We start from the raw sequence: 21,578 nt of genomic DNA on the forward strand, positions 1-21,578 counted from the left end.
AGTTCAATTCACTATTTCACTGTAGAGATTATCCATTATTTTATTAATCGCTTCTTTAACTCCGAAGCTCCCTTGTATATATGTTAATGCAGATTCATATCCACTATCTCCTCGCAAAATTGCTAATTCTGTTGGATTATTTGTATAATCAGCAATTAATTTAGAAAAAGTTCCTCTTCCAATATGAGTACTCCATTTCTTAGATGTTAAATAAAGCGAGTATGTCTTTAAAGTTGGATTATTATTGTTTTCAAGACACTTAATAAAAATTTTTTTTAATCTATTAAATCTTCTCCTATAACTTTTTTCAGTCATTGGATTATTATTTTTATCTACAAATAATGCATCTTTTTTGTTTATCTTCTTATGGTATTCTGCTAAATGTCTTTTGTATAAATATGGAAGCATATCAATGACTGGTATTATTAATTGACTTCTTGGCTTTTTAACCCCACCTTTTCCATTATTATTGGATATATCTTTTCTAAAATGTCTTCTTTTAACATCTATTATCATTCCAGACTGACCATTACCACCTATTAATTCAATAGCATTTATTGATGTATTAATAACTTCTGATACCCTTAAACCCCCAAAAGCCTGAAAATATATTCCTAATGCAATATCTGGAGTTTCTAATACTGCCATTTCTATAAAAGGTAATATAAGATCATATGGAATGCTTTTCAACTGATTATTTCCCTTGTTGTTAGGATATTTCACTCCTTTAAAAGGAGATTTTATGTATTCAATTGTTTTGGAAGTTTTATCAACATAAGTGCTAGTTGAAAACTGTTCTTTTTTTATATTATTTAATAGTCCTTTTTGTGCCAAAAAAAAGTAAAATTCTGTTAATACCCGTTCTGCCCCTTTAACCGTTTTCTTTTTAGGTGCTTTACGACCAATATTTCCTTCAGCATATTCATTTAAATAATCTGTTCCATGTTCAAATGTCAAGTCACTCAAAGTCTTTATACCATATGTATTACGATTATCAAAAATCACATAGTTCAAAAAAGGAACTACAACATATGCTTTTTTTACTATTGAACCATGCCTTAATGAACTAAATGAACTAAAGAATTCAGTTAATGGATGTGGGATTTTTATTCCTGTCTTCTTGTTCTCTAGCATTAATATGACTCTATATTGTTCCGTATTCTCATTCCCTTCCAATACAGACTTATGTATAAATCTAATATTACTTCTACTCTCTTTATAGTTGTCAATATTTATAATCATCCTAGAAACACCCCCTTCTTTTATTCTTTACTCTAATATACTATATTTTATAAAAAATATCAATTATTAATAAAACCTATAATCCAATGGATTACAGGTTTATCAATCATTACATAGATTAACTAATATACTTTTCTTAATTAGTGGGTACTTAACACAATCCAGTCCACTTCGGCTCTTGTAACAGCAGAAGCATACAGATTTTCATATTCTTTTCCATCTCTTAATTTATTAAATCCTTCTCTAATCGCCTTATCTGTAACAGAAGAAATCCAAAGACGTTTTATTGGCTTATTTACATGAACCTTTTCTATAATCCACCTAGCAACAAGTTCACCTTCTCGTCCCGCATCCGTAGCAATAACAATTTCATGAACATCTTTTCTATTCATTTGCTGTTTCACAACATTAAACTGCTTACCCGTTTTCTTTATGACAACAAGTTTTAATGTAGAAGGTAACATTGGTAGATCTTCCATTCTCCATGCCTTATATCTGTCATCATACACCTCTGGATCTGCTAATGTAACTAAGTGCCCTAAAGCCCAAGTAACGATATATTTTTCACCTTCTAAATATCCATTTCCCTTTTTATTACAATTCAAAGCGCTAGCTAAGTCCCTTCCAACGGAAGGTTTTTCGGCTAATACTAGTATTTTATTAGACATATCAACAATCCTTTCGAAATAAATATACCTAATGGTATCATATATCTTATCAGAAAACTACTATCGTTTACAATTGTATCCGACCTATGTTTACAAGTCTTGTAATTACAGATGATACTATTGCAGTTAAAAGAATGATTAAAACCCCATATGCCATGGCAAGCCCTATCTCATATTCAAATAATGCATTTACCATAGCCATTGAAATAGGCTTATTCCATACGTTATATAGATATACGGATGTAGTATATTCTCCAACACATCTTATAAAACCTAATAATATACCCGCCATGATTCCTGGCATAATAATTGGCAGTGTTATTCTTCTAAAGGTATACATCCAGGATGCTCCTAAACTTTTAGAAGCTTCATCATATGTATCACTTAAGTTATATAAAGATATACTCGTAGTTCTAAGGATTAGCGGAAGGATCTTTACGAAATATGCTAAAGGCAAAATGATGTAAGTTCCTACGAGTATTCCTTTAAAAGAAAAAATGGTTGGTTTGTTAAACGCATTAATCATATTAATAGCTATTGCACTAGCAGGCATTGTCCAAGGTAGCATTGCCAAAACTTCTACAATAAATTTAAATTTACACTTCGTCTTGACAATAATATATGAACAGGGCACGGCAACAAATGCGCCCAATAAAGATGCCAGAATAGACATATTTATACTGCTCATAAATGGCGCAAATGCCCTTGACTTTACAAATATCTTCATATAATTATCTAACGAAAATTCCTTTGGATAAATTTCTATCATCCATGTGCCTGATTTTACAAATGAAAGGATTAATATGGTCAAAACAGGTAATATAATAAACAACACCAAAATTGTTGATAACATCATAAATAGCGTTCTCAGCCATTTATTTTCAATATCTATGGGTTTGATTCCTACCCCATTGACAGAAGATGTAAAATGCGTTTTTTTCTCATAATATCTGAATACTTCCAAAAATACGATGGATACAATCATCAATAAGATTACTTGAACAGCTGCCATTTCCATATAATTATTTGCTTTTGCTAAAAGAATTTGCGTAGTAAGTACTTTATAGTGATCCCCTATTAGACTTGGTGCTGTGAATGAGCCTATCCCCGTCATAAAAGTAATAATACTTGAAGCAATTATAGCTGGTGTTATAAAGGGTATAATAATCGTAGTAAATATTTTCAACTTGGACGCGCCAAGATTCTTTGCCGCTTCTATTACAGAATAATCTATATGTTTAATTGCAACAGATACATTCATAAAGAAATATACATATTGTGTGTATGCATGGACAAAAATAATTCCCCAAAACCCTGAAAAAACGTAAGGTACCCTGTCTAATCCAAATAATATTTCTATGGTTTTCGTGATCATTCCACTTTCTCCATAAAGCTGTATAAATGCGATCACAATAATTATGCCTGGTAGCATTAGAGGTGTAAGTAAGAGTTTATATGTAAAATCCTTAAAAGGGAAATTGAAATAACTTACATAAAAAGCTAACGCCGTTCCTATGATCCCACAAACTATAACAGTAGAAAAACCAAGTACCAGAGTATTTCCTAACGCTTCCACATTTCCTTTTATTACAAAAAATTGTTTGTAAAATAAGAGCGTAAACCCTTGTTTTCCAGTGAAACTCATCCCAATTGTTTTTAATGTAGGATATAGTATATATCCACCTAAAATCCACATTACGGTTAAAAAGCCTACCATTTTTATGATGTTTCGTCTTTTGTGTGTAATCATCCTATACAAAAATCTCTACCTCCCTTTCACTCACAGTTATTTTCAAATGTGAGATAAATGGCTGAGGCATCATCGTTTTTTTGAATCGAGGAAAAAGTTGCCCTTCAGAATCTTTTTCTTCTATGTCTCTAAGTATATGATAAAGTTTATCTACCCCTGTCTTTTCGATCTCTGGAATAAATTCACTTATGTTTAAATAGTTATATTTATCAGCAAGTGCTGTGAACCCATCACTTGCTATAAAAACTTTTGTATTATTGCCCAATTTTATCGTTCCATACAACCCATTCTTGGCAGCTGTTTCATTAAATCCCAGTATCCAATACCCATTTTCCGTATTTTTTAAAAGTCGATTGCTAACAATTAGATCCATCACGTCTTCTTTCGCCTCTATCATATTCTTTTTTTCTTTTTCCATTAAATGCTCCATCGCTTTAAAGACTTTATGATCTAGTTTTGTTATGTTATGATCTATGATCATTTGGATTTTATCTTCATTTTGAAGCATCAAAAGAACATCTCCTAGTGAAAAATATTCTAAGCACGATTTTTCCCATTTGATCACTACAATGGAACTAGAAGGAAAATCTATTTTAGATAGATTTTGATCCTTCGCACGATTAAAAAATTCTTCTTTGATTAATTTAATGCCTTTTTCAATGATTTTTTGCAGATTTTCATCCTTATATATGTTATTAGATAGATATGTATCCCACCACGTAACAAACCATTTTGCATCACTTTCTCCATCCACTATATTTTCCCCATTTAATCCAGTGGCCCCATCTAGTACCCACGCCCCATATTCATTCATATTCGCCACATCTTCATTAATTTTCGTACCAGCTTTACATAATATTTGTTTGTTTAAAATTTTCATCATCCATGCTGCATAAAAGCAGCTTTCCCTCCCCCATTTAGAGATAATAAATTTATTTTTCATATTCCCTATTCGTTTTTTCTTATGCATTATTCAAAACATTAATCGTATTTTTATGAATAAGTATGGAAACTTCATCCCCTACATTTATCTCCGTGTCTATATATATATTATTTAATGCGCTGACTTTAAACTTTGTTCGGACTACATCTACTATATACTCAACAACAACCCCATTAAACTGTATCTTTTCTACTTTCCCTTTAAATGTATTTCGCATATTTTTAAACTCTTTTGATATTTTTATATCTTGTGGTCTAATGGAGAGATAACTCCCTGTAGAAGATTTCTTAATATCCATCATAATCCCATTATTTAATTTCGCCTCATCATCTATGATTTCTGCTTCAAATAGATTCGTCTCCCCTACAAAGGTAGCCACAAAAGTATTGGTTGGGGCTGCATAGATTTCTCTTGGTGTTCCTATTTGTATACATTTTCCCTTATTAAATACTGCTATTTTATCTGACATAGTCAAAGCCTCTGTTTGGTCATGGGTAACAAATATCGTGGTGATTCCAAGTTCTTTTTGTAAATCGCGTATTTCTATTCTCATCTTATCCCTAAGTTTTGCATCTAAATTGGATAATGGTTCATCTAACAAAAGCACTTTTGGTTCTACAACAAGTGACCTTGCGAGTGCTACCCTTTGTTGCTCTCCTCCTGAAAGCTCAGTAATTTTTCGATTTTCATAACCCTCTAGACGCACAAGATTAAGATATTTCTCAACCTTATTTCCTATTTCTTTTTTAGTTATTCTTTTTATTTTTAGACCATAAGCAATATTTTCATAAACATTCAGGTGGGGAAATAATGCATAATTTTGAAAGACCATGCCTATTTCTCTATTTTCTGATGGTATATGGGTAATATCTTTATTCCGTAGAAGAATTCTTCCTGTATCCGGCTTAATAAATCCTGCGATCATTCTTAATAGGGTAGTCTTTCCACAACCTGATGGTCCTAAAAAAGTAAAAAAACTCCCCTCATCTATAGAAAAATCTACATAATCTACAGCAGTTGTATCTTCAAATTTCTTTGATATGTCTCTCAATACTAACTTGACCATGCTTTCCTCCTGTATAAATAGTTTTCTTACATAAAAATATAATGAGGAAAAAATTTCCTCATTATATTATACATTACTATTTTTCATCTTTTTTAGCATCTTTTATTTCTGTATCCCACTTTTGCATCCATTCTGACTGTTTTTCTGATAGTACAGCCCAATCTACATCCATGACTTTATATTCTTTCTCCTTCATCCAATCTGGAGAATTTTTTATAGCTTCAGGATGCGTTGGCATACGATTAAATTCATTGGCAAGTTTTGCTTGAATATCCGGTCTTCCAGCAAACTCTATAAAGCCTTTCGCTGCATTTGGGTTTTTCGCTCCTTTTATCATAGCTATACTATCTGTGATTACTGGTGAACCACTTTGCGCGTCTATGATTGTAAGAGGTAAATTGTTTTTAACCTTATTATCAACAATTGCATTTAATGGGGCATAACTTATCGCTGCTTCTTTACGTCCTATCGCTTGGAATTGCAACGAACCACTACCATAATATTTCTTTGTATTCATGTCTAAATCGCTCATATATTTCCAACCATCATCTATTTTTTCTTCTTTACTAAATTGATATAAAAGGCTTGCAAATGTAGCTCTTGCTGATGATGATAGCGCATTTCTAAATACTAATTGGTCTTTATATTCAGGCTTTATAAGATCCAACCAATCCTCTGGTGCTTGTTCTTCACTTAATACTTCATTATTATAAAATAGCATTACTGGTGTTTGCATCGTTCCAAACCAATACCCTTCTGAATCTTTAAATAATGGTTTTAATCCTTCTGCCCATGTAGGTACATATTGATCAAACAGATCTTCTTTTTTTAGTTCAATAAATACAGAAGATGCAGCACCATACATTACATCTGCTTGAGGATTTGCCTTTTCTGCACGTACGCGATCAGGTAACTCTCCTTTGAAATTTAAAAATTCTACTTTTACCCCTGTTTCTTTTTCAAATTCTGTAGCAACATATTCTAATAACGCTTCTGGGTGTGTAGAATAAATAACCACTTTCTCTTCTAATTCCACTTCTTTTTCACGAGCATTTTGTTCTTCAGCTTGCATGTTTTCATTTTCCGTTGATTTGCCGCTTGTACATGCTGCTAAGCTAAAAACAAATAATAATATTAAAATAATGCTTACGATTCTTTTCAAGTCCATACATCTCCTCTCTGTTGCTGTATCGACCTTGATAATACCAAATATCTCTATAGATTTCAATGTTTATATAAAACTTCTATATAATCGAAGAATGTTATAATATTTTTCTATCGCAACTAATAAGATATTTTTATTTCAAAACTATATTTTTCTGGAAATGTTGATAGTCTTTCATGGTCTTCCATTCTCCTCCCCATATCCATCCGCGACTTTTAAAAGCTTTATAGCAAACATCATCTTTCACAATCATTCCTTTTTTAATATCTAATCTATCCCTATAAGGTTCCCCTTCACTAGGTGATATTTTTTTCTTTCGAATATAGGGATTTTGAACAGGATTAATATCTATTGCAATACCAAAACTATGTTTTGATAATTTTCCGTCACTCCCTTCCACTTCTCTAAAACAAAATGATGAAGTATTATTATCTGCCATGGATAAATCATCATTTGCACCATATTCGTCAATCAATTTTATTTTTTCAATAGGAAATTTAGCCGCATACAATTCTTTAAAAATGCCTGTTACTTCTTGCGCAATTTCTTTATGTACAATCAGCTCTCCTTGATGTATTTTGTCATCAAATCCAAAGTAAGAAACTTTTACATAAGCTAATGATTCTAATGTTGCGGGTGCACCTTTTTTCCAAGATATTCCCTTTATTTTATCAATAATATTCTGTGGCAATGGTTGATATGTAAATATACTTTTTTGATAGAGAAGTTCATGCTGTTTTGTATCCGCTAACCTATCATTTACTTCATTTCCATCCATTTCTACAGCTGCTTGATCTTTTTCATCAATATACCTTTTTGTTTTTCCTTCAATCATTTTAGGATCGATAGAACTTACAACAATAAGACCTAAAATAATCATTAAAGATATTTTAAAGAAAAATTTTATAAGTTTTTTAAATAACATATTCACAACTCCTTTTAAAATCAATATTTCTATATTTTCCTGTATATACAGAATTTTATTCTTCTTCATTTATAATAACATATTTCTATATATTTTCCTTTTTAATCCATTCAGAAACCCTTTAAGAAAGTTTATTTTTCTTAAAGGGTTTCTATTTATCCTATTCATTTTTACTCAATAAAATATGAATTGTTGGCTCACAAAACACCCTATTTGCTACCTTGTAAATATCATCACTTTGAATATTATCCAATTCTTCCATATCATCAATAAATGCATTGATCTTTTTATCCATCATCTTTTGATGTAGTACATAATTTCCCAACCCTTCTACATCTTCTAGCATTAACACAACAGCAGTTTTTACAACTTTTTTCATATGTATAATATTTTTATCATCAAAATATATTTCCTGTGCTTTTATTTTTTCAATACACGCTTCAATAACCTTTTTAGCCTCTCTTATTTCATTTTCTTCTGCTGTCGTATAAATATATAGTGTTTTTATAAATGGTGTTGTGTCGATTTCAGCATAAGCATCATAAGAAAAGCCTTTTTCTTCTCGAAGCGCACGAAATAGAATTGAATTAGCACTTTGCCCTAATTTATGATTTAACACTTGTAAAGCTAATTCTTCCTTGTGTGTTAGTTCATGGAATGTATATAAGAAAAGGATTGTATTTTGTTCTATATTATTTTTATAGGATATTCTTTCCACATTTTTATTTTTTTCTATACGAATTAAAATAGTTTCTTCTTTTCCCTTCTCCCATTTTTTAAAATATTTTTCTATCATTTCTTTTACTAAGTTATGATCAAAAGGAGAAACGATACTAATAACACATTTATTAGGAATATAATGTTTTTTATAAAACCTTTTTAGTTGGTCTCGAGTAAAACCATTGATTGTTTTTTTTCTTCCCAAAATATCATATCGTAGTGGACTTTTTTTAAAGGCTATTTCATTGATTTTTAAAAAGCTATACTGTTCTACATCATCCATATCTGATTTGAATTCTGCTAAAATCACCTTTCTTTCCTTTTCAATTTCTTCTTCTGGAAAAGTAGCGTTCATCATCATATCCGATAAAAGATCTGTGGATGTTTCTAGTTCTTCAGCTAATGCAGTGATAGAAAACACCGTAGCAGTATAATCTGTATAAGCATCGTAGGAACCTGCTCTCTCTTCAAAATCTTGATTAATTCTATGATTATCTCTTTTACCTGTCCCTTTAAACAACATATGTTCAATAAAATGGCTCATCCCTTTTTCATCCATATTTTCATACATGGCACCTATTTTCATACCTATATGTATGGATGCAATATGGGTCTCTTTTTTTATTGTAATCAGCTGTATACCATTTTCTAATTCATATTCATTACTATTAAAAAATTGTTTTCCCATCATACACTCCTACCCTACTTATTATTTTTTATTCTAAGTTTTCTTTCTCTATTATAGCAGTATCTTCTTTCGCAATATGGTTTTAAAAAATTATCATTTCTATTTCATAAGCATAAAACAATCTAATGCATCCTGTGCTACTATCTCTTCATCAGAAAATAAATATAAAAATTCAAGCAAGGTTTTTTTATTATAAGGAATACCCCAAACCTTTTTCTTTGAATCCCAATAGCTTCCCTTAATTGATTTGATCCTCCTTACTCTTTCTACATCATAATTAAAACTTATGTAAAGATTTTCATCATTTTCTTTTTCAATCTGAATAGTCATCTTTATACTCCTCTTTCTTCATTATTTTTTTCATCATTCATTCGTTATTCTGCTCATCACCAATTCTCTAAATTTTCTTTCAAACTTTAAGTTATCCTCTTTTGTTCTTTTTGCTATTTTTGTATACTTTTTATGTTTCCTTCTCATCTGCTGGTTTATATGTCTTTTGCTTAGTAACTCATCAATATTTTCATTTGTATATAACCAACCGTTTTGATTAATTACTAAAGCTTTTCTTGCAAGTGCTAGTGCTGCTACCCCATAATCTTGTGTAACTACAATATCATCTTTTTCTGTATTATTAATCAGTACCATATCTGCCATATCTCTTCCTTTATCAACGGTAATAATTTTTGCATAATCATCATATAGTTCATGACAAATATTTTTAATCATTACCAATGCTACTTTATATTCTTTTGCAACTTCTAATATAATCTCCTTCACAGGACATGCATCCGCATCAATCAATATTTTCATACCCCTCGCCACCTTCCATATTTATGATCCTAAATCTCACAGCCTTCTACATAGCGTGCACAAATATTCCGATCATCTCCTATGTACAAAAAACTTTCTAATCTATCTTCTAAACCATAACGATTTGCTATCCATTCATCATCTTCAATAACTAATGCATCAAAAAGATATCCTTTCTCAAAACTCCCAGTCTTTCCAAAAAATGACCCTCCACCTTTTGTTCCTAAATAAAATGCCTCTGAAGCACTAAGTATTTCATACTCTGGTTTACGCATATTTACCAGCTTTGATAATTGAATAGCTCTAACCATTGCTTCATTTAAAGCAATTTTGTGACCTCCTGCTATATCACTACCTAATCCAATTTGAAGTCCCATATTTAGATATTTTCTCAAAGGCATAATCCCACTTCTCACATTTACATTGGAATCAGGACAATGCGTTAATGTTACCTTATTTCTTTTCACCCTATTCAGTTCATCTTTATCTAAATAAATGCCATGTGCCATAACCGTGGGTGTTTGTCCAAATAAACCATGTTTATCATAAACATCTACATAATTTTTTGAATCAGGAAAAAGCGCTCCTACCCAATTGATTTCATCAATATTTTCACTCACATGCGATTGTACAGGAATATTGTATTTTTCAGCCAATTCTCCTAACCTCTGTAGCAAATCCTCTGTACTCGTAGGTGCAAATCTTGGTGTAATAATAGGTCTTACGCGTTTTTCATCCTTATATTTCTCTATAAGATATTTTGTTCCTTTTATTGATTCTTCTGTAGTTTCAATTATAAAATCCGGCGCATTCCTATCCATGTTCACTTTTCCTACATAAGCACCTATCCCTTTTTCTTTCAATACTTCAAACAATATTTCTGTACCTTTTGTAGATGTAGATCCAAAAATGCATGCTCTAAGGGTACCTTTTGCAACCAGTTGATCTGCAAATCGTTTATATACTTCTTTAGCAAACGATACATCTTGAAATTGCTTTTCCAAATCAAATGTGTAATCATTTAACCAGTCAAGCAATTTCTTTGTCATTCCCATGCCACATTGAAGAAACTGTGCTGCATGTAAATGTAAATCAACAAACCCAGGGATAATAAATCTTTCACCATAATCTTTCACAGTACAATTTTCATATTTTTGAGGTAATACCTTATAAATGCCCTCTATAATTCCGTTAATTGATATAATATAGTGATCCTCATAGCACTCAAATCTATTAGATACTTTTGTAAATATAATATTTCCTTTCACTATTAATATCTTTTCCATTTCTCCAATCCCTTGTACATTTCATATTCTTTAGTATACCAATTTTTATTTATAAACGAAAACTTTATTTAGATCGTTAAAGCTAAAACTAAAATGACCGTACTGGATTGATCCAATACGGTCACGCGTCTCACTGGTAGAAGTAAGGGATACATGGTACACTTCTTCAGTATATATATCCAAATCCATTCTTTATTTCAATTGCATCAATCAATCCATCAGAATACGTTTGCAATCTCTTTAAAATATATTCTGCATCCTTCCCTTCGGCTAGATTTGGTTGACAATCTATGATTCTTATCGGAATGCATCTTATTTCCTTATACCCATTCTTATTGATATACAAATCTACAATCACCGTTTCATCTACTCCATTTTGTATTTGTCTGTCAAATATGAAATTTCCTAGACTATAAAAAATCAGTTTATCCTTATATTTTTCAACCCCTTGAAGTACATGAGGATGATGTCCAATCACAAGATCAGCACCACAATCTATTGCTTTATGCGCCATCTCTTTTTGATGATCACTTGGAAAAACTTCATATTCTTTCCCCCAATGAAATGAAACTACTAAAAAGTCACACGCCTTCTTGGCTCTTTTGATTTCATTCCCAAAAGCATTATTATCTACTCTTAAAATATCCGCACGATCTCTTGAGTAGATATATCCTTCAGGAGGAAAAATACTATATCCTAAAAAACCCAAATGCACACCTTTTTTTTGAATCATCAAAGGTTTTATCTTTTGACTAGGTTTTACTACCCCTAATGGCTTTATATCAACTTTTTTCAAATGATTAATTGTATCATCTATTCCTGTGCTTCTATAATCCATAGCATGGTTATTTGTAAGGTTTAATATATCAAAACCCGCTTCCTTAAGAAACTTTGCATTCTGATTATCTCCTCGGAAAATCAAATCTCTTCTTTTATATACTGCTGTTCCTCTATTTGTAATAGGATTTTCTAAATTCCCAAAAGTGACGTCTGCTTCATTTAGTATCTTTTTTACCTTTAAATATGGATAATCATATCCTTTTTCATTTAATTTTTTTCTAACTCCCCGATCTAGTAAAATATCTCCTACAAAACATACTTCTACATTCCTTGAATTTTTTGAAATTGATTTGCTAAATGAAAATGTAGAAACTTTAAGTGAAGCATCTACTCCACCCAAAGTGAAAATTTTCATGCAAGTGAATATCAATAGCAGCATTCCTATTACATATACTTTTTTCATAAAATCAATTAGCACCCTGAACTATATGGTTTTACTGGTTCAGGAATTTCCTCTTTTCCTTTTTCTATAAAGCTTTTCATAAAGCTTCTGTGTGGAGATGTTTTATTTTCCTTGATCATCTGCTGCCACTCTTCATCTGTAAGTCGTTTATTCTTTTGCAAGAATTCATGATAACTAAAAACAGATCCTCTTGTCATATATAATTTTCCATTAATAGGTACTATTACATACATTTCATATGCTGGACCTACACCTACTTCAAAATATCCACCATCACTATATTCATTCGGTGCTACTGTATGAATATCAGCAATCACTGCCATATTTTTATCCGTTTCTGATGTGATTTCAAACCACCTTGGATTGCCCTCAGCAAAAGAGCTTGTTAAGTACTCTAAAAATCCTCCATAAGTTAAAAGTTGGTCATACTCACTTGCTTCTAACGCTTCATTTCTTAATTCTTTTACAGAACAATTGATTAAAAAGCTCAATAAATCTTCAAAGCTCTGCATTTTACTTTCTATACTTCCTGTAAGGATCTCTTTTTGTTTTAGATTTTCTCTTGAATATTTCGTTAGCCATAATAATTTCTCATATACTTCAATACTAGGCTCTACGTATCCTTTTACTTGTGGGGGCTCTTCTCCTCCACCACATTCAGCACCACTTTGTTTTCCATAAAGTACTGTATCATGCTTTAATTCTGACCAGCTTCCTAAAGCTGTGCTTAAAGATTTATCCTTCCATGCATCACTAAGCATAAAAGATGGATATCCTTCATCGATTGGTTTTATTAGCCCTTTTAATACCCAAAGCCATCCATAATACATATTAGATTTCCATTTTTCTTCCTCTAAATGATCAAATTTATAGCGCATCTTCTGAAAAGCTCCTACATAGCCTGCCCATTTTTCATCTTCATGATAAGTATTTATCTGCAAATCATAGGCTCTATCAGATCCTAATACACCCATTACGTCAAGTCCTGATGGGATGGGTCTTTCTAAAGGCATTACTAATTTTTGTATGATCTCTGAATCTGGAATATATCTTTGTCCCATAAACCGAAACTGTTTCCCTACAGGCGTTGTTACACCCGTATATTCTGCTTTTATGATAGGCTCAGGCAGTTTATCTGCCTCTATATAAAATCTTTCTAATTTCTCCTTTTCATTCAATTTTTCTACATTCGGATTTTCTCCATATACAGATATAAAAAGCTTCTTATAATGATAAAAGTTCAAATCATCTGCATTTCCTACATAAAATACAGTAGGATCATAAATTTTTTCCCATCTGTTTATATCTTCAATGCCATCATTTCCAAGCAATAAGCTGTAAGTAATAAGTAATGCCTGAAGGGTTTGTTCTACGTCCTTTATTTTTTCACCCTCCTTCATAACATATAATGGGAAAGGTGCTTGCCCATACCACATCATCGTTTTAAAATATCTTTTTAAATCATCACTTCTTGTATAATGCCCTCTTGGTCTGTATTGACTATAATCTAATTGAAAAGGAAATATTGACGATTCGCTAAATCCTTCTTTTTTATGAATCAATGTATATTCTTTATCAATCATAGTTTTTACATCTTTCGGAATCATATCTGGTAATTCTTTTCCTAAAGTCTTCCAAGCCACACCAAAATAGGCAATATTTTTTAACTGTGCTTTTTTTACTTCTTCATTTTCTATTTTTTCATATAAGAAAATTGATTTATCAAGCATACTTTCTGTAAGCTTTTCCAAAACATCTATAAGCTTTTCTTGTTCTAATGTTCTTAAGGAATAATCATAAAAAATATGATATACCTGAAGGACTGAATCTGTTGTGATAAAAGAAGGAATTCTTTTATATTCGTTATCTTCATAAATATAGAACAGTTGTTCTTGTTTTGTAGGGTTTACAAAAAAACTGTTCTTTTCAAGAAGCTTTTTCTGTGCTTCTGTAAATTCTCCAAACTGCCCTATATTTTCAACATTTGACAAATCAGCATCTACACAATATGGATTTACTTTTGCCTCTGTTTTCACAAACTCAAAAGGAACATTTATATATCCTCTTCTATTTTCTAAAGCAAACAAGCTTTCATCTAGCTTATACTTTTCTTCAGATTGATCTGTTTTAATTAATTCCTTTTCGCTGGCTTCATCTTTCTCTGTAGATATTTTTGCTACATCATTTTCTTTTTTATGATCTTCTGTTTTTACAGAAGAACAACCTATAGTTGAAAAAATGGTTGCCGCTAAATAAATCAAGCAAAATAAAATAATCCTCATTCTTCTTTTAAACATCTTTTTTCCTCCATTTTTTCATTTCATATAAACAATAGGTACATAATCACATACCTTATCTTGAAGCATCCACCTTCCATCTTTATATATCAAAACTACCCATATAATATTCTCTTGATCTTTTACCTTTGCATAGATTTTATTATTTTCATCTTCTTTTAGGATCTTATAGATTTGTTCATAGCCTCCACTTTCCCCTATTCCTTCAAATCCAAACCCTTTCCACTTATATGCATTTATAGTTTTTCTACCGTCTTTCAAGACCTCTATAGCTATAATTTCGTCCATTTTATCTTCATCAATATCTAAAAATATATAATCATCAAAGGGTTTAGATAACCTTGAGCCCCTCCACTTCGGAAAAATCCTTCCATCCCTCCATTCATAAATAAATGGTCTTTTCTCCATAATCGGATAAAATTTTGTTTTTTTATAAACACCAATAGCTATTTCTTTTTTTCCATCTCCATCTACATCGGCAGTTTGCACCTTCCATGGATTCAACGTTGAAAAAAATTTATTATATACTTCTTTTAAACCTCCATCAAAAGAAAGTATTTGCATGTTATTCCCAATTTTTTCACCCTTTTTACCTATAATCAGAAGTATTTCATCATTTCCATCATTATTTAAATCTTCTATGCAAAAGCTTACAATCTTCTTTTTACCTTTCCCTATTTTGTAGGTACAAGCGAATTTTTTATTTTTGTCATATATTTTTAAATCATCCTCTATCCTACACACAATATATTCCATTTTATTTGTTCTCAAAACACCCAAAAATTCCGCAGTCTCCTTAGTAATTCCAAGGATCTTTGCATTTATAATAGATTTTTCAGGTTTCATCCCAAGCATTATATAATTTAAAAACTGCCCTTTGAAGCAAACTATGTTTTCTTTTTCATATTTTATATGTAAAATACGTTGAAACTTAAAATTCATCCCAAGGAAGATTAGTACTATACTAAAAAATAGAATAAGTATTCTCTTCTTTTGCATCATATTCATTCCTTAAATCGTTATTTAAAAAATCTTCTCACTTTTTCTTGGATTTTCTTCAAAGCTTTTTTAGATCCGTGTTCAATATCTCTGTCTACTTTTCCACTTTATAAACCTACTGTTTTCAACGCAACCATTTCTCCGCCTGTATTGGGTCCTGTAATTATCCTTTTTACCAGCCAACCTGCCTCATCAAATAAATTATTCTTCAATGTTATTTATAGATAAAAATTACTCATATCTAGGTTTTGTTTTTGTTTCTTCATAATATTCTTCAAGTCCAATCTCCTTAATTCTTCTATTCATTTTAATCCAACGTTCTTTAAGATTTGAATCATTATTCATCTTATCGCAAGGAAATTCTTCACACTCATAGCAGAAATTAAAATCTTTCTCTTTGATACAAGGTGCTACCCCACAGCCTGGAAACTTACATATACCTCCTCTGCAACCCTCACAGCTTGCTTCACTAAATACCTTTAAGATTTCTTTAAAATCAGGATATTTATTATAAACAGGCATAAATTTTGAAAATTTTTCTGCATAACTATCAAAATTTTTCAAAAGTTCTAATGTTTTTTGACTATGATATTGTACCTCTCCAGCTGCAAATCCAACACATTTATAACATGCTAATCCGCACGGTGCTATTCTTGCTAATATTTCTTTTTTATTCATCTTTGCTCCCCCTTATCTTTCTTTACGATTTATATTTGCGATCTTTCAACATTCCACATATTTTAAGTAGCGTGTCTGCAAATAATGTTCATCCCCCATTTATTCTTTTAATATAATATCCATCATCTTAGATGGATTATTTAAAAACTCTTTCGTAATACAATAATGGTCTGTTTCAGTATATTCAATTTCATCATATCCATTATCAACATCATATATCTTAGCATTAGGATACGCCATAATTATTGGAGAATGTGTTGCAATAACGAATTGAGAATCGTCTTCTACTAACTGATGTATTCTCGACAAAAGGGCTAATTGTCTTGTTGGAGATAATGCTGCTTCTGGTTCATCCAAAATATATAAGCCTTTTCCCCTAAATCTGTTTAGCACTAAAGACATAAAAGATTCCCCATGTGATTGAGCGTGTAGAGATTGTCCTCCATATGAATTCAATAGATCGCTTCCAAGTTCTTCAATATTTGAAGCCACATTATAAAAACTTTCTGCTCTTAAGAAAAATCCATCTCTTGGTTTCTTTACTCCTTTTATGAGTTTCAAATACTGATACAAATTGGAATGTGTAGCCTTAGTAGCAAAATTAAAATTTTTTGATCCGCCTTCAGGATTGAATCCACATGAAACAGATATTGCTTCTAGTAATGTCGATTTGCCACTTCCATTCTCACCTATCATAAATGTCACATTTGGATGAAACTTCAAGGTTTCTAATCTTTCAACCGACGGCAAATCAAATGGATATTGTCTAGTTGAAGGAATCTTAGATTTTAATAATTCAACTTCTCTAATATATTGATTAAACTTATCTTCAATCATTAAGTACTCCAATCAAAATTTTATTAAATAGTCAATTGCGAATGTCAGCTATCGGTTTTAGACGTTGCGTAATCCTATATCTTCTAATAGGATTACGCAACGTCTATGTCCTAAAAGGTACTTCATTCAATAACCGTTATTTTTAACTTTAAAAATTTTGTGTTTTACCAGGTTTCATAATGAACCATATCTTCAATCTTTTTTCTTGGACGAGATTTTGGCATTTCATCCGCATATCCAACAGTAAGAATACCAACTACATACTTATCAGAAGGTATATTTAATATTGGTCTAATTTCTTCTTGAGTAAACCATGCAACCCAACAAGTACCTAATCCTAAATTATCAGCTTCTAATACTATGTGCTCTATAGAAATAGATGTATCCCTAATTATTTGTTTTAATTCCCCCAACGGGCTATTTTCATTTAAAAATATTTCTTGGTCTTCTTTTATTCTACAACGTATATCTGCTATACATACTATAAAAATAGGAGCAGAATACATCCACTTTTGATTATGAGATACCTTTGCTAATTTTTCTCTATTTTCTTGAGATTTAACTATAATAAAATGCCAAGGTTGTGTATTGCTACCTGATGGTGCAAGTCTTGCACTTTCAATCAACTGTACAATTTGTTCATCTTCAACAGCTTTATTAATATACTTTCTTATACTTCTACGCATTTCAATATTTTTAATCATTCTATAAATGCCTCCCTTAAATTCTAAATATTATTACTCAAGTTTTATTTCTCTACTAAATTACTCAATAAAATCTGATTATAAACATCTAAATTTTTTCTAGCAGAAAGTGTTATGTAACACCTCCATATACACGTAATCCTCAATCCTTCTATCGACTATCTTTTAACTTTCCATTATAAATATTAGCTTCATTTTAAATACTATTTCATAATGACCATAACTGATTGTGCTACTGATATATTCTATATGCGTAGCATAACCTGTATAAGATATACTTAGATTACACTAATATATTTTTAAAACTTATCCATATTATAACATTATATCAAATATAATTGCATATTTTTCAATATATATCAAAACCTCTTTTCTTTCTATTTTTAAAAAAAATCATAAAATCCGATGAAAGTATGCAACCCAAAATATATTTAGTCAATCTGATATATTAGTAAATCAATATTAACATAAATTTTCAGTTCGTTTTTACAAAAAAACATATCCTTAAAAAACTAATTTTAGATATTTTATCTAAATATAAGTTCTTTAATGTTACCGACATTCTGATTTTTGCCTAATAGCTTATTGATGAAATAGCTAAAATTTTTGTTCTTATTCTGCTTGTAAGCCCCCTTAAGGATTTTGATAATACTTTGTTGATATCTAATTGTTCTGGCTTCACGGTCATCAACAAGCTGACGACAAGATAAAACCAGTAATAAAAACCATCTAAAGTAGTAATAGCATGTAGCTTAAAGCTATAGCAGGTTTCTTTTTTAGAAGCACTATGTCCATATGATGCATCATTTTTAAAAATTTTATGGAAATGAGCTCTATATTAGACATAGTACTTAACTGTTCTTGAATACTTGCACTTATATTTTCAGTGCCATTAGTGATCTCGCTTGATGTTGAGGCTATACTTTTAATGGTCTTTCCAATTTCATTGGTACTTTGGGCCTGTTGTTCGTTGTCGTTGTCAATACCTTCTATTTGCTTTACCATATTATCTATGTTTTCCATTATATTATGTATACTTTGACCAACCTCTGAAGCTTTATTAACGCCAACAGATACTTTTGTAGCAACTTCATTTACAGAATCTACTACTGAAGAAGTTTTTAACTGATTTTCCTTCACAAGACTCGCTATTTCAGTAGACGCAATATTACTTTGATCAGCTAGTTTTCTTATTTCATCTGCAACCACGCTGAAACCTCTACCGAATTCACCAGCACGGGCAGCTTCTATTGCTGTATTAAGTGCTAAAAGATTCGTTTGAGATGAGATTTCTGCTATTATTTGTATAATATCACCTATCTTCTTGGATGATAAATCTAGTTCGTTTATTATAAATGAAACTTCCTTTGAAGAAGCTGCGATTTCATTTATTGATGAGACAACTTCAGCTAAAGTTTCTGTTGCTTCTTGAAAATTGAGGACTTCATCTGGTGGCCCTGGTTTTTCATTTGAATCCAATTGTACCGATGGAGTTGTACTTCCAAGTTTTTCTTATTTTATAGAATAAATATGGTGCTTTTATTGAACAATAAAATATTAATAGCAGATAATATTAACAATTGGTTCTTTATTAGCACTACATATAAAAAAAAGTCAAATAAACACGAATTAATGATAAAATTATATTGAGAATATAAAAAAAATAATGGTATACTATAATAGAAAAAGTAATACAATTCAAAAGTTTAAAAATACTTTTAAAAAAGGAGACTTTAATTATGAACAAACCAATTCTATCAGCTCACTTCGAATCAAGGACGCCATCAGACGTTCGATTAGCGCAAATGAAATACGAGGAACGTAAAGTCAAGCCCGAGGCTGTAATCAATGTAGGTATCGGTAATGTTTCACTCCCAACAAATCCGGCTATGCAAAAAAGGATGTTTTCACTTGATGCACCTGAAAGCCCATTTGCAAAAGGTGTTATGCGATATTCAACTACTGCTGGTTATACAGAGTGTCAGGATGCTTTTAAAAATATCCTTACGTGTGAAGGTTTCGATACGAGCAAATTATTCGTGCAAATAACTGACGGAGGATCTGCTTCTATGGAATTGCTATTACTCGGTGTTTGTGGTGCTGCGGGTACTGCGGACAAGCCTCTTATGGTGATAGATCCAGCTTACACTAATTATATTTCTTTTGCAGGAAGAATTGGACGTAAAATAGTCACAGTAAAGCGTCATTTAGGCGAAGACGGCAAGTTCAACCTTCCAGAACTGAATAAAATTGAAGAAGCAATTAAAGCACACAATCCTGGAGCACTTCTTGTCATCCCTTATGACAATCCTACAGGACAACTCTATGATTATGAAACACTTAAAGAACTCGCTAAATTATGCGTGAAATACAACATGTGGATGGTTAGCGATGAAGCTTACCGTGAACTGTATTATGATGGAGGTAACAAACTTGTCAGCATCTGGGGTATCACTGACGCAGATGTCCCTGGCATCGAAGGCCGAAGAATTAGTATCGAGACTGCATCAAAAGTATGGAATGCGTGTGGTTTAAGAATAGGTGGTTTGATCACGGACAATGCTAAATTCAATAACCGTTCCATAGCTGAATATACTGCAAATCTTTGTGCAAATGTAATCGGTCAGTACATATTCGGCGCATTGGCACATGAAAGCAAAGAAGAAATTGCCGGATGGTGTAAGAATATTCGTGAGTACTACAAAGAACAAATATTTAAAGTATATAATGGTCTAAAAGAGCAAGAACCTGGTTTGATTGTTTCTAGTCCTGACGCATCCATATACTCAGTAATTGACGTTAGAAATGTAGTAAAACCTGGATTTGATGCGATTGACTTCGTTTTGTACTGTGCACAGGAAGGATCCGTTAACCTCAATGGAGTTGAAACAACACTTCTAGTAGCGCCGATGAAAGGATTCTATAATATTGATGAAGGTGAGAAAAATCCTGGAAGCACACAATTCCGAATTTCATTTGTAGAAACTCCTGAAAATATGGCAAAGGTTCCTGAATTGTTTGTTCAACTTTTAAAACAATTTGAAGCACAACGATAGGGAATAGAACTCATAGTCCCAGTTTGAATCATGATCGCCGGCTAAGCCGGCGATTTGTTTTTGCACTAAATTAATCATCCCTTTAGCCCCCTACGAAGTGTCATAGGATTATTTTATATTTCCTCTGCAGCAATTTCCAATGATTTTACTAGAGTAATTTTAGATTATTATAAACAGAAATACAAAATATTTCCTTATAATTAAGGAAATAAAGATTCTTCAATTGTTGGGGGATTCTTCATTCATTTCAAAACGCACTCAAAAAAGTTAGCCTTCATTTATGGTACAATTTACCTTTTATAATACTAATTTAGTATACTCCCCTATGTTAAGATAGTTGTCATAAGAAAGAATTAATGATATTCTCGAATAAAGATATACTTCATGAGGATATTGCTATCTCCATTACAGATACTGAAAAATTTATAACTTATTACCCCAAGAACAGGAATACTGTCTATAAATTCTATATGAAGCCTTACTATATGCTGGAATTTTAGG

The 21,578-nt window shown here is 31.4% G+C and carries 18 protein-coding genes and 1 pseudogene; 1 reads left to right on the plus strand and 18 read right to left on the minus strand.

Features of this window, described 5'->3' with window-relative positions; translation table 11 throughout:
• Positions 1-3: 3 nt before the first annotated feature.
• The 18 genes and pseudogenes from EV214_RS02335 to EV214_RS02420 all read right to left on the minus strand — a co-directional run bounded on the left by EV214_RS02335 (position 4) and on the right by EV214_RS02420 (position 19,500).
• The gene (locus EV214_RS02335; RefSeq protein WP_132242304.1) at positions 4-1,242 is read right to left on the minus strand and encodes a site-specific integrase; all 1,239 of its coding nucleotides are present in this window, start codon (positions 1,240-1,242) and stop codon (positions 4-6) included.
• Between the two features lie 155 nt (positions 1,243-1,397).
• Positions 1,398-1,910 (minus strand): annotated as a pseudogene (locus EV214_RS02340) (toprim domain-containing protein); the annotation flags it as partial.
• Positions 1,911-1,977: 67 nt separating this feature from the next.
• Entirely contained in the window at positions 1,978-3,660 is a 1,683-nt protein-coding gene (locus tag EV214_RS02345) for an ABC transporter permease (protein ID WP_132242529.1), read from the minus strand.
• Position 3,661: 1 nt separating this feature from the next.
• Positions 3,662-4,540 carry a hypothetical protein gene (locus tag EV214_RS02350; RefSeq protein ID WP_165916183.1) on the minus strand — a complete coding sequence of 293 codons (879 nt, stop codon included), beginning with the start codon at positions 4,538-4,540 and terminating at the stop codon, positions 3,662-3,664.
• Between the two features lie 82 nt (positions 4,541-4,622).
• Positions 4,623-5,669, minus strand: a complete 1,047-nt coding sequence (locus EV214_RS02355; protein WP_132242308.1) for an ABC transporter ATP-binding protein — start codon at positions 5,667-5,669, stop codon at positions 4,623-4,625.
• 76 nt (positions 5,670-5,745) lie between these two features.
• A complete protein-coding gene (locus EV214_RS02360; protein ID WP_132242310.1) occupies positions 5,746-6,837 on the minus strand; it encodes an extracellular solute-binding protein in 1,092 nt (363 codons plus the stop codon).
• A 130-nt stretch (positions 6,838-6,967) separates the two neighbouring features.
• Positions 6,968-7,759 carry a M15 family metallopeptidase gene (locus tag EV214_RS02365; RefSeq protein ID WP_165916184.1) on the minus strand — a complete coding sequence of 264 codons (792 nt, stop codon included), beginning with the start codon at positions 7,757-7,759 and terminating at the stop codon, positions 6,968-6,970.
• 160 nt (positions 7,760-7,919) lie between these two features.
• Complete coding sequence (locus tag EV214_RS02370; protein WP_132242314.1) at positions 7,920-9,167, minus strand: M16 family metallopeptidase; 1,248 nt, start codon at positions 9,165-9,167, stop codon at positions 7,920-7,922.
• A gap of 99 nt (positions 9,168-9,266) precedes the next feature.
• Entirely contained in the window at positions 9,267-9,497 is a 231-nt protein-coding gene (locus EV214_RS02375; RefSeq protein WP_132242316.1) for a hypothetical protein, read from the minus strand.
• Positions 9,498-9,530: 33 nt separating this feature from the next.
• Positions 9,531-9,977, minus strand: a complete 447-nt coding sequence (locus EV214_RS02380; RefSeq protein ID WP_132242318.1) for a YaiI/YqxD family protein — start codon at positions 9,975-9,977, stop codon at positions 9,531-9,533.
• A gap of 29 nt (positions 9,978-10,006) precedes the next feature.
• Positions 10,007-11,263 (minus strand): amidohydrolase family protein, encoded by a 1,257-nt coding sequence (locus EV214_RS02385; RefSeq protein ID WP_132242320.1) that lies wholly within the window; start codon positions 11,261-11,263, stop codon positions 10,007-10,009.
• A 166-nt stretch (positions 11,264-11,429) separates the two neighbouring features.
• The gene (locus EV214_RS02390) at positions 11,430-12,506 is read right to left on the minus strand and encodes a CapA family protein (RefSeq protein ID WP_132242322.1); all 1,077 of its coding nucleotides are present in this window, start codon (positions 12,504-12,506) and stop codon (positions 11,430-11,432) included.
• A gap of 8 nt (positions 12,507-12,514) precedes the next feature.
• The gene (locus tag EV214_RS02395) at positions 12,515-14,803 is read right to left on the minus strand and encodes a DUF3160 domain-containing protein (protein ID WP_132242324.1); all 2,289 of its coding nucleotides are present in this window, start codon (positions 14,801-14,803) and stop codon (positions 12,515-12,517) included.
• An 18-nt stretch (positions 14,804-14,821) separates the two neighbouring features.
• The gene (locus EV214_RS02400; protein WP_165916185.1) at positions 14,822-15,802 is read right to left on the minus strand and encodes an FG-GAP repeat domain-containing protein; all 981 of its coding nucleotides are present in this window, start codon (positions 15,800-15,802) and stop codon (positions 14,822-14,824) included.
• 231 nt (positions 15,803-16,033) lie between these two features.
• The gene (locus EV214_RS02405; protein WP_132242328.1) at positions 16,034-16,480 is read right to left on the minus strand and encodes a DUF3795 domain-containing protein; all 447 of its coding nucleotides are present in this window, start codon (positions 16,478-16,480) and stop codon (positions 16,034-16,036) included.
• Between the two features lie 99 nt (positions 16,481-16,579).
• The gene (locus tag EV214_RS02410) at positions 16,580-17,317 is read right to left on the minus strand and encodes an AAA family ATPase (protein ID WP_132242330.1); all 738 of its coding nucleotides are present in this window, start codon (positions 17,315-17,317) and stop codon (positions 16,580-16,582) included.
• A gap of 164 nt (positions 17,318-17,481) precedes the next feature.
• Positions 17,482-18,021: a nitroreductase family protein gene (locus EV214_RS02415; RefSeq protein ID WP_132242332.1), complete on the minus strand. Its 540-nt coding sequence runs from the start codon at positions 18,019-18,021 to the stop codon at positions 17,482-17,484.
• 729 nt (positions 18,022-18,750) lie between these two features.
• Positions 18,751-19,500, minus strand: coding sequence for a methyl-accepting chemotaxis protein (locus EV214_RS02420; protein WP_132242334.1), 750 nt, complete (start codon positions 19,498-19,500; stop codon positions 18,751-18,753).
• Positions 19,501-19,760: 260 nt separating this feature from the next.
• Here EV214_RS02420 and EV214_RS02425 point away from each other — a divergent pair, with 260 nt between their 5' ends.
• Positions 19,761-21,077, plus strand: a complete 1,317-nt coding sequence (locus EV214_RS02425; protein WP_132242336.1) for a pyridoxal phosphate-dependent aminotransferase — start codon at positions 19,761-19,763, stop codon at positions 21,075-21,077.
• The last annotated feature ends 501 nt before the right edge of the window (positions 21,078-21,578 follow it).

The organism is Marinisporobacter balticus, assembly GCF_004345705.1.
Lineage (GTDB): Bacteria > Bacillota > Clostridia > Peptostreptococcales > Thermotaleaceae > Marinisporobacter > Marinisporobacter balticus.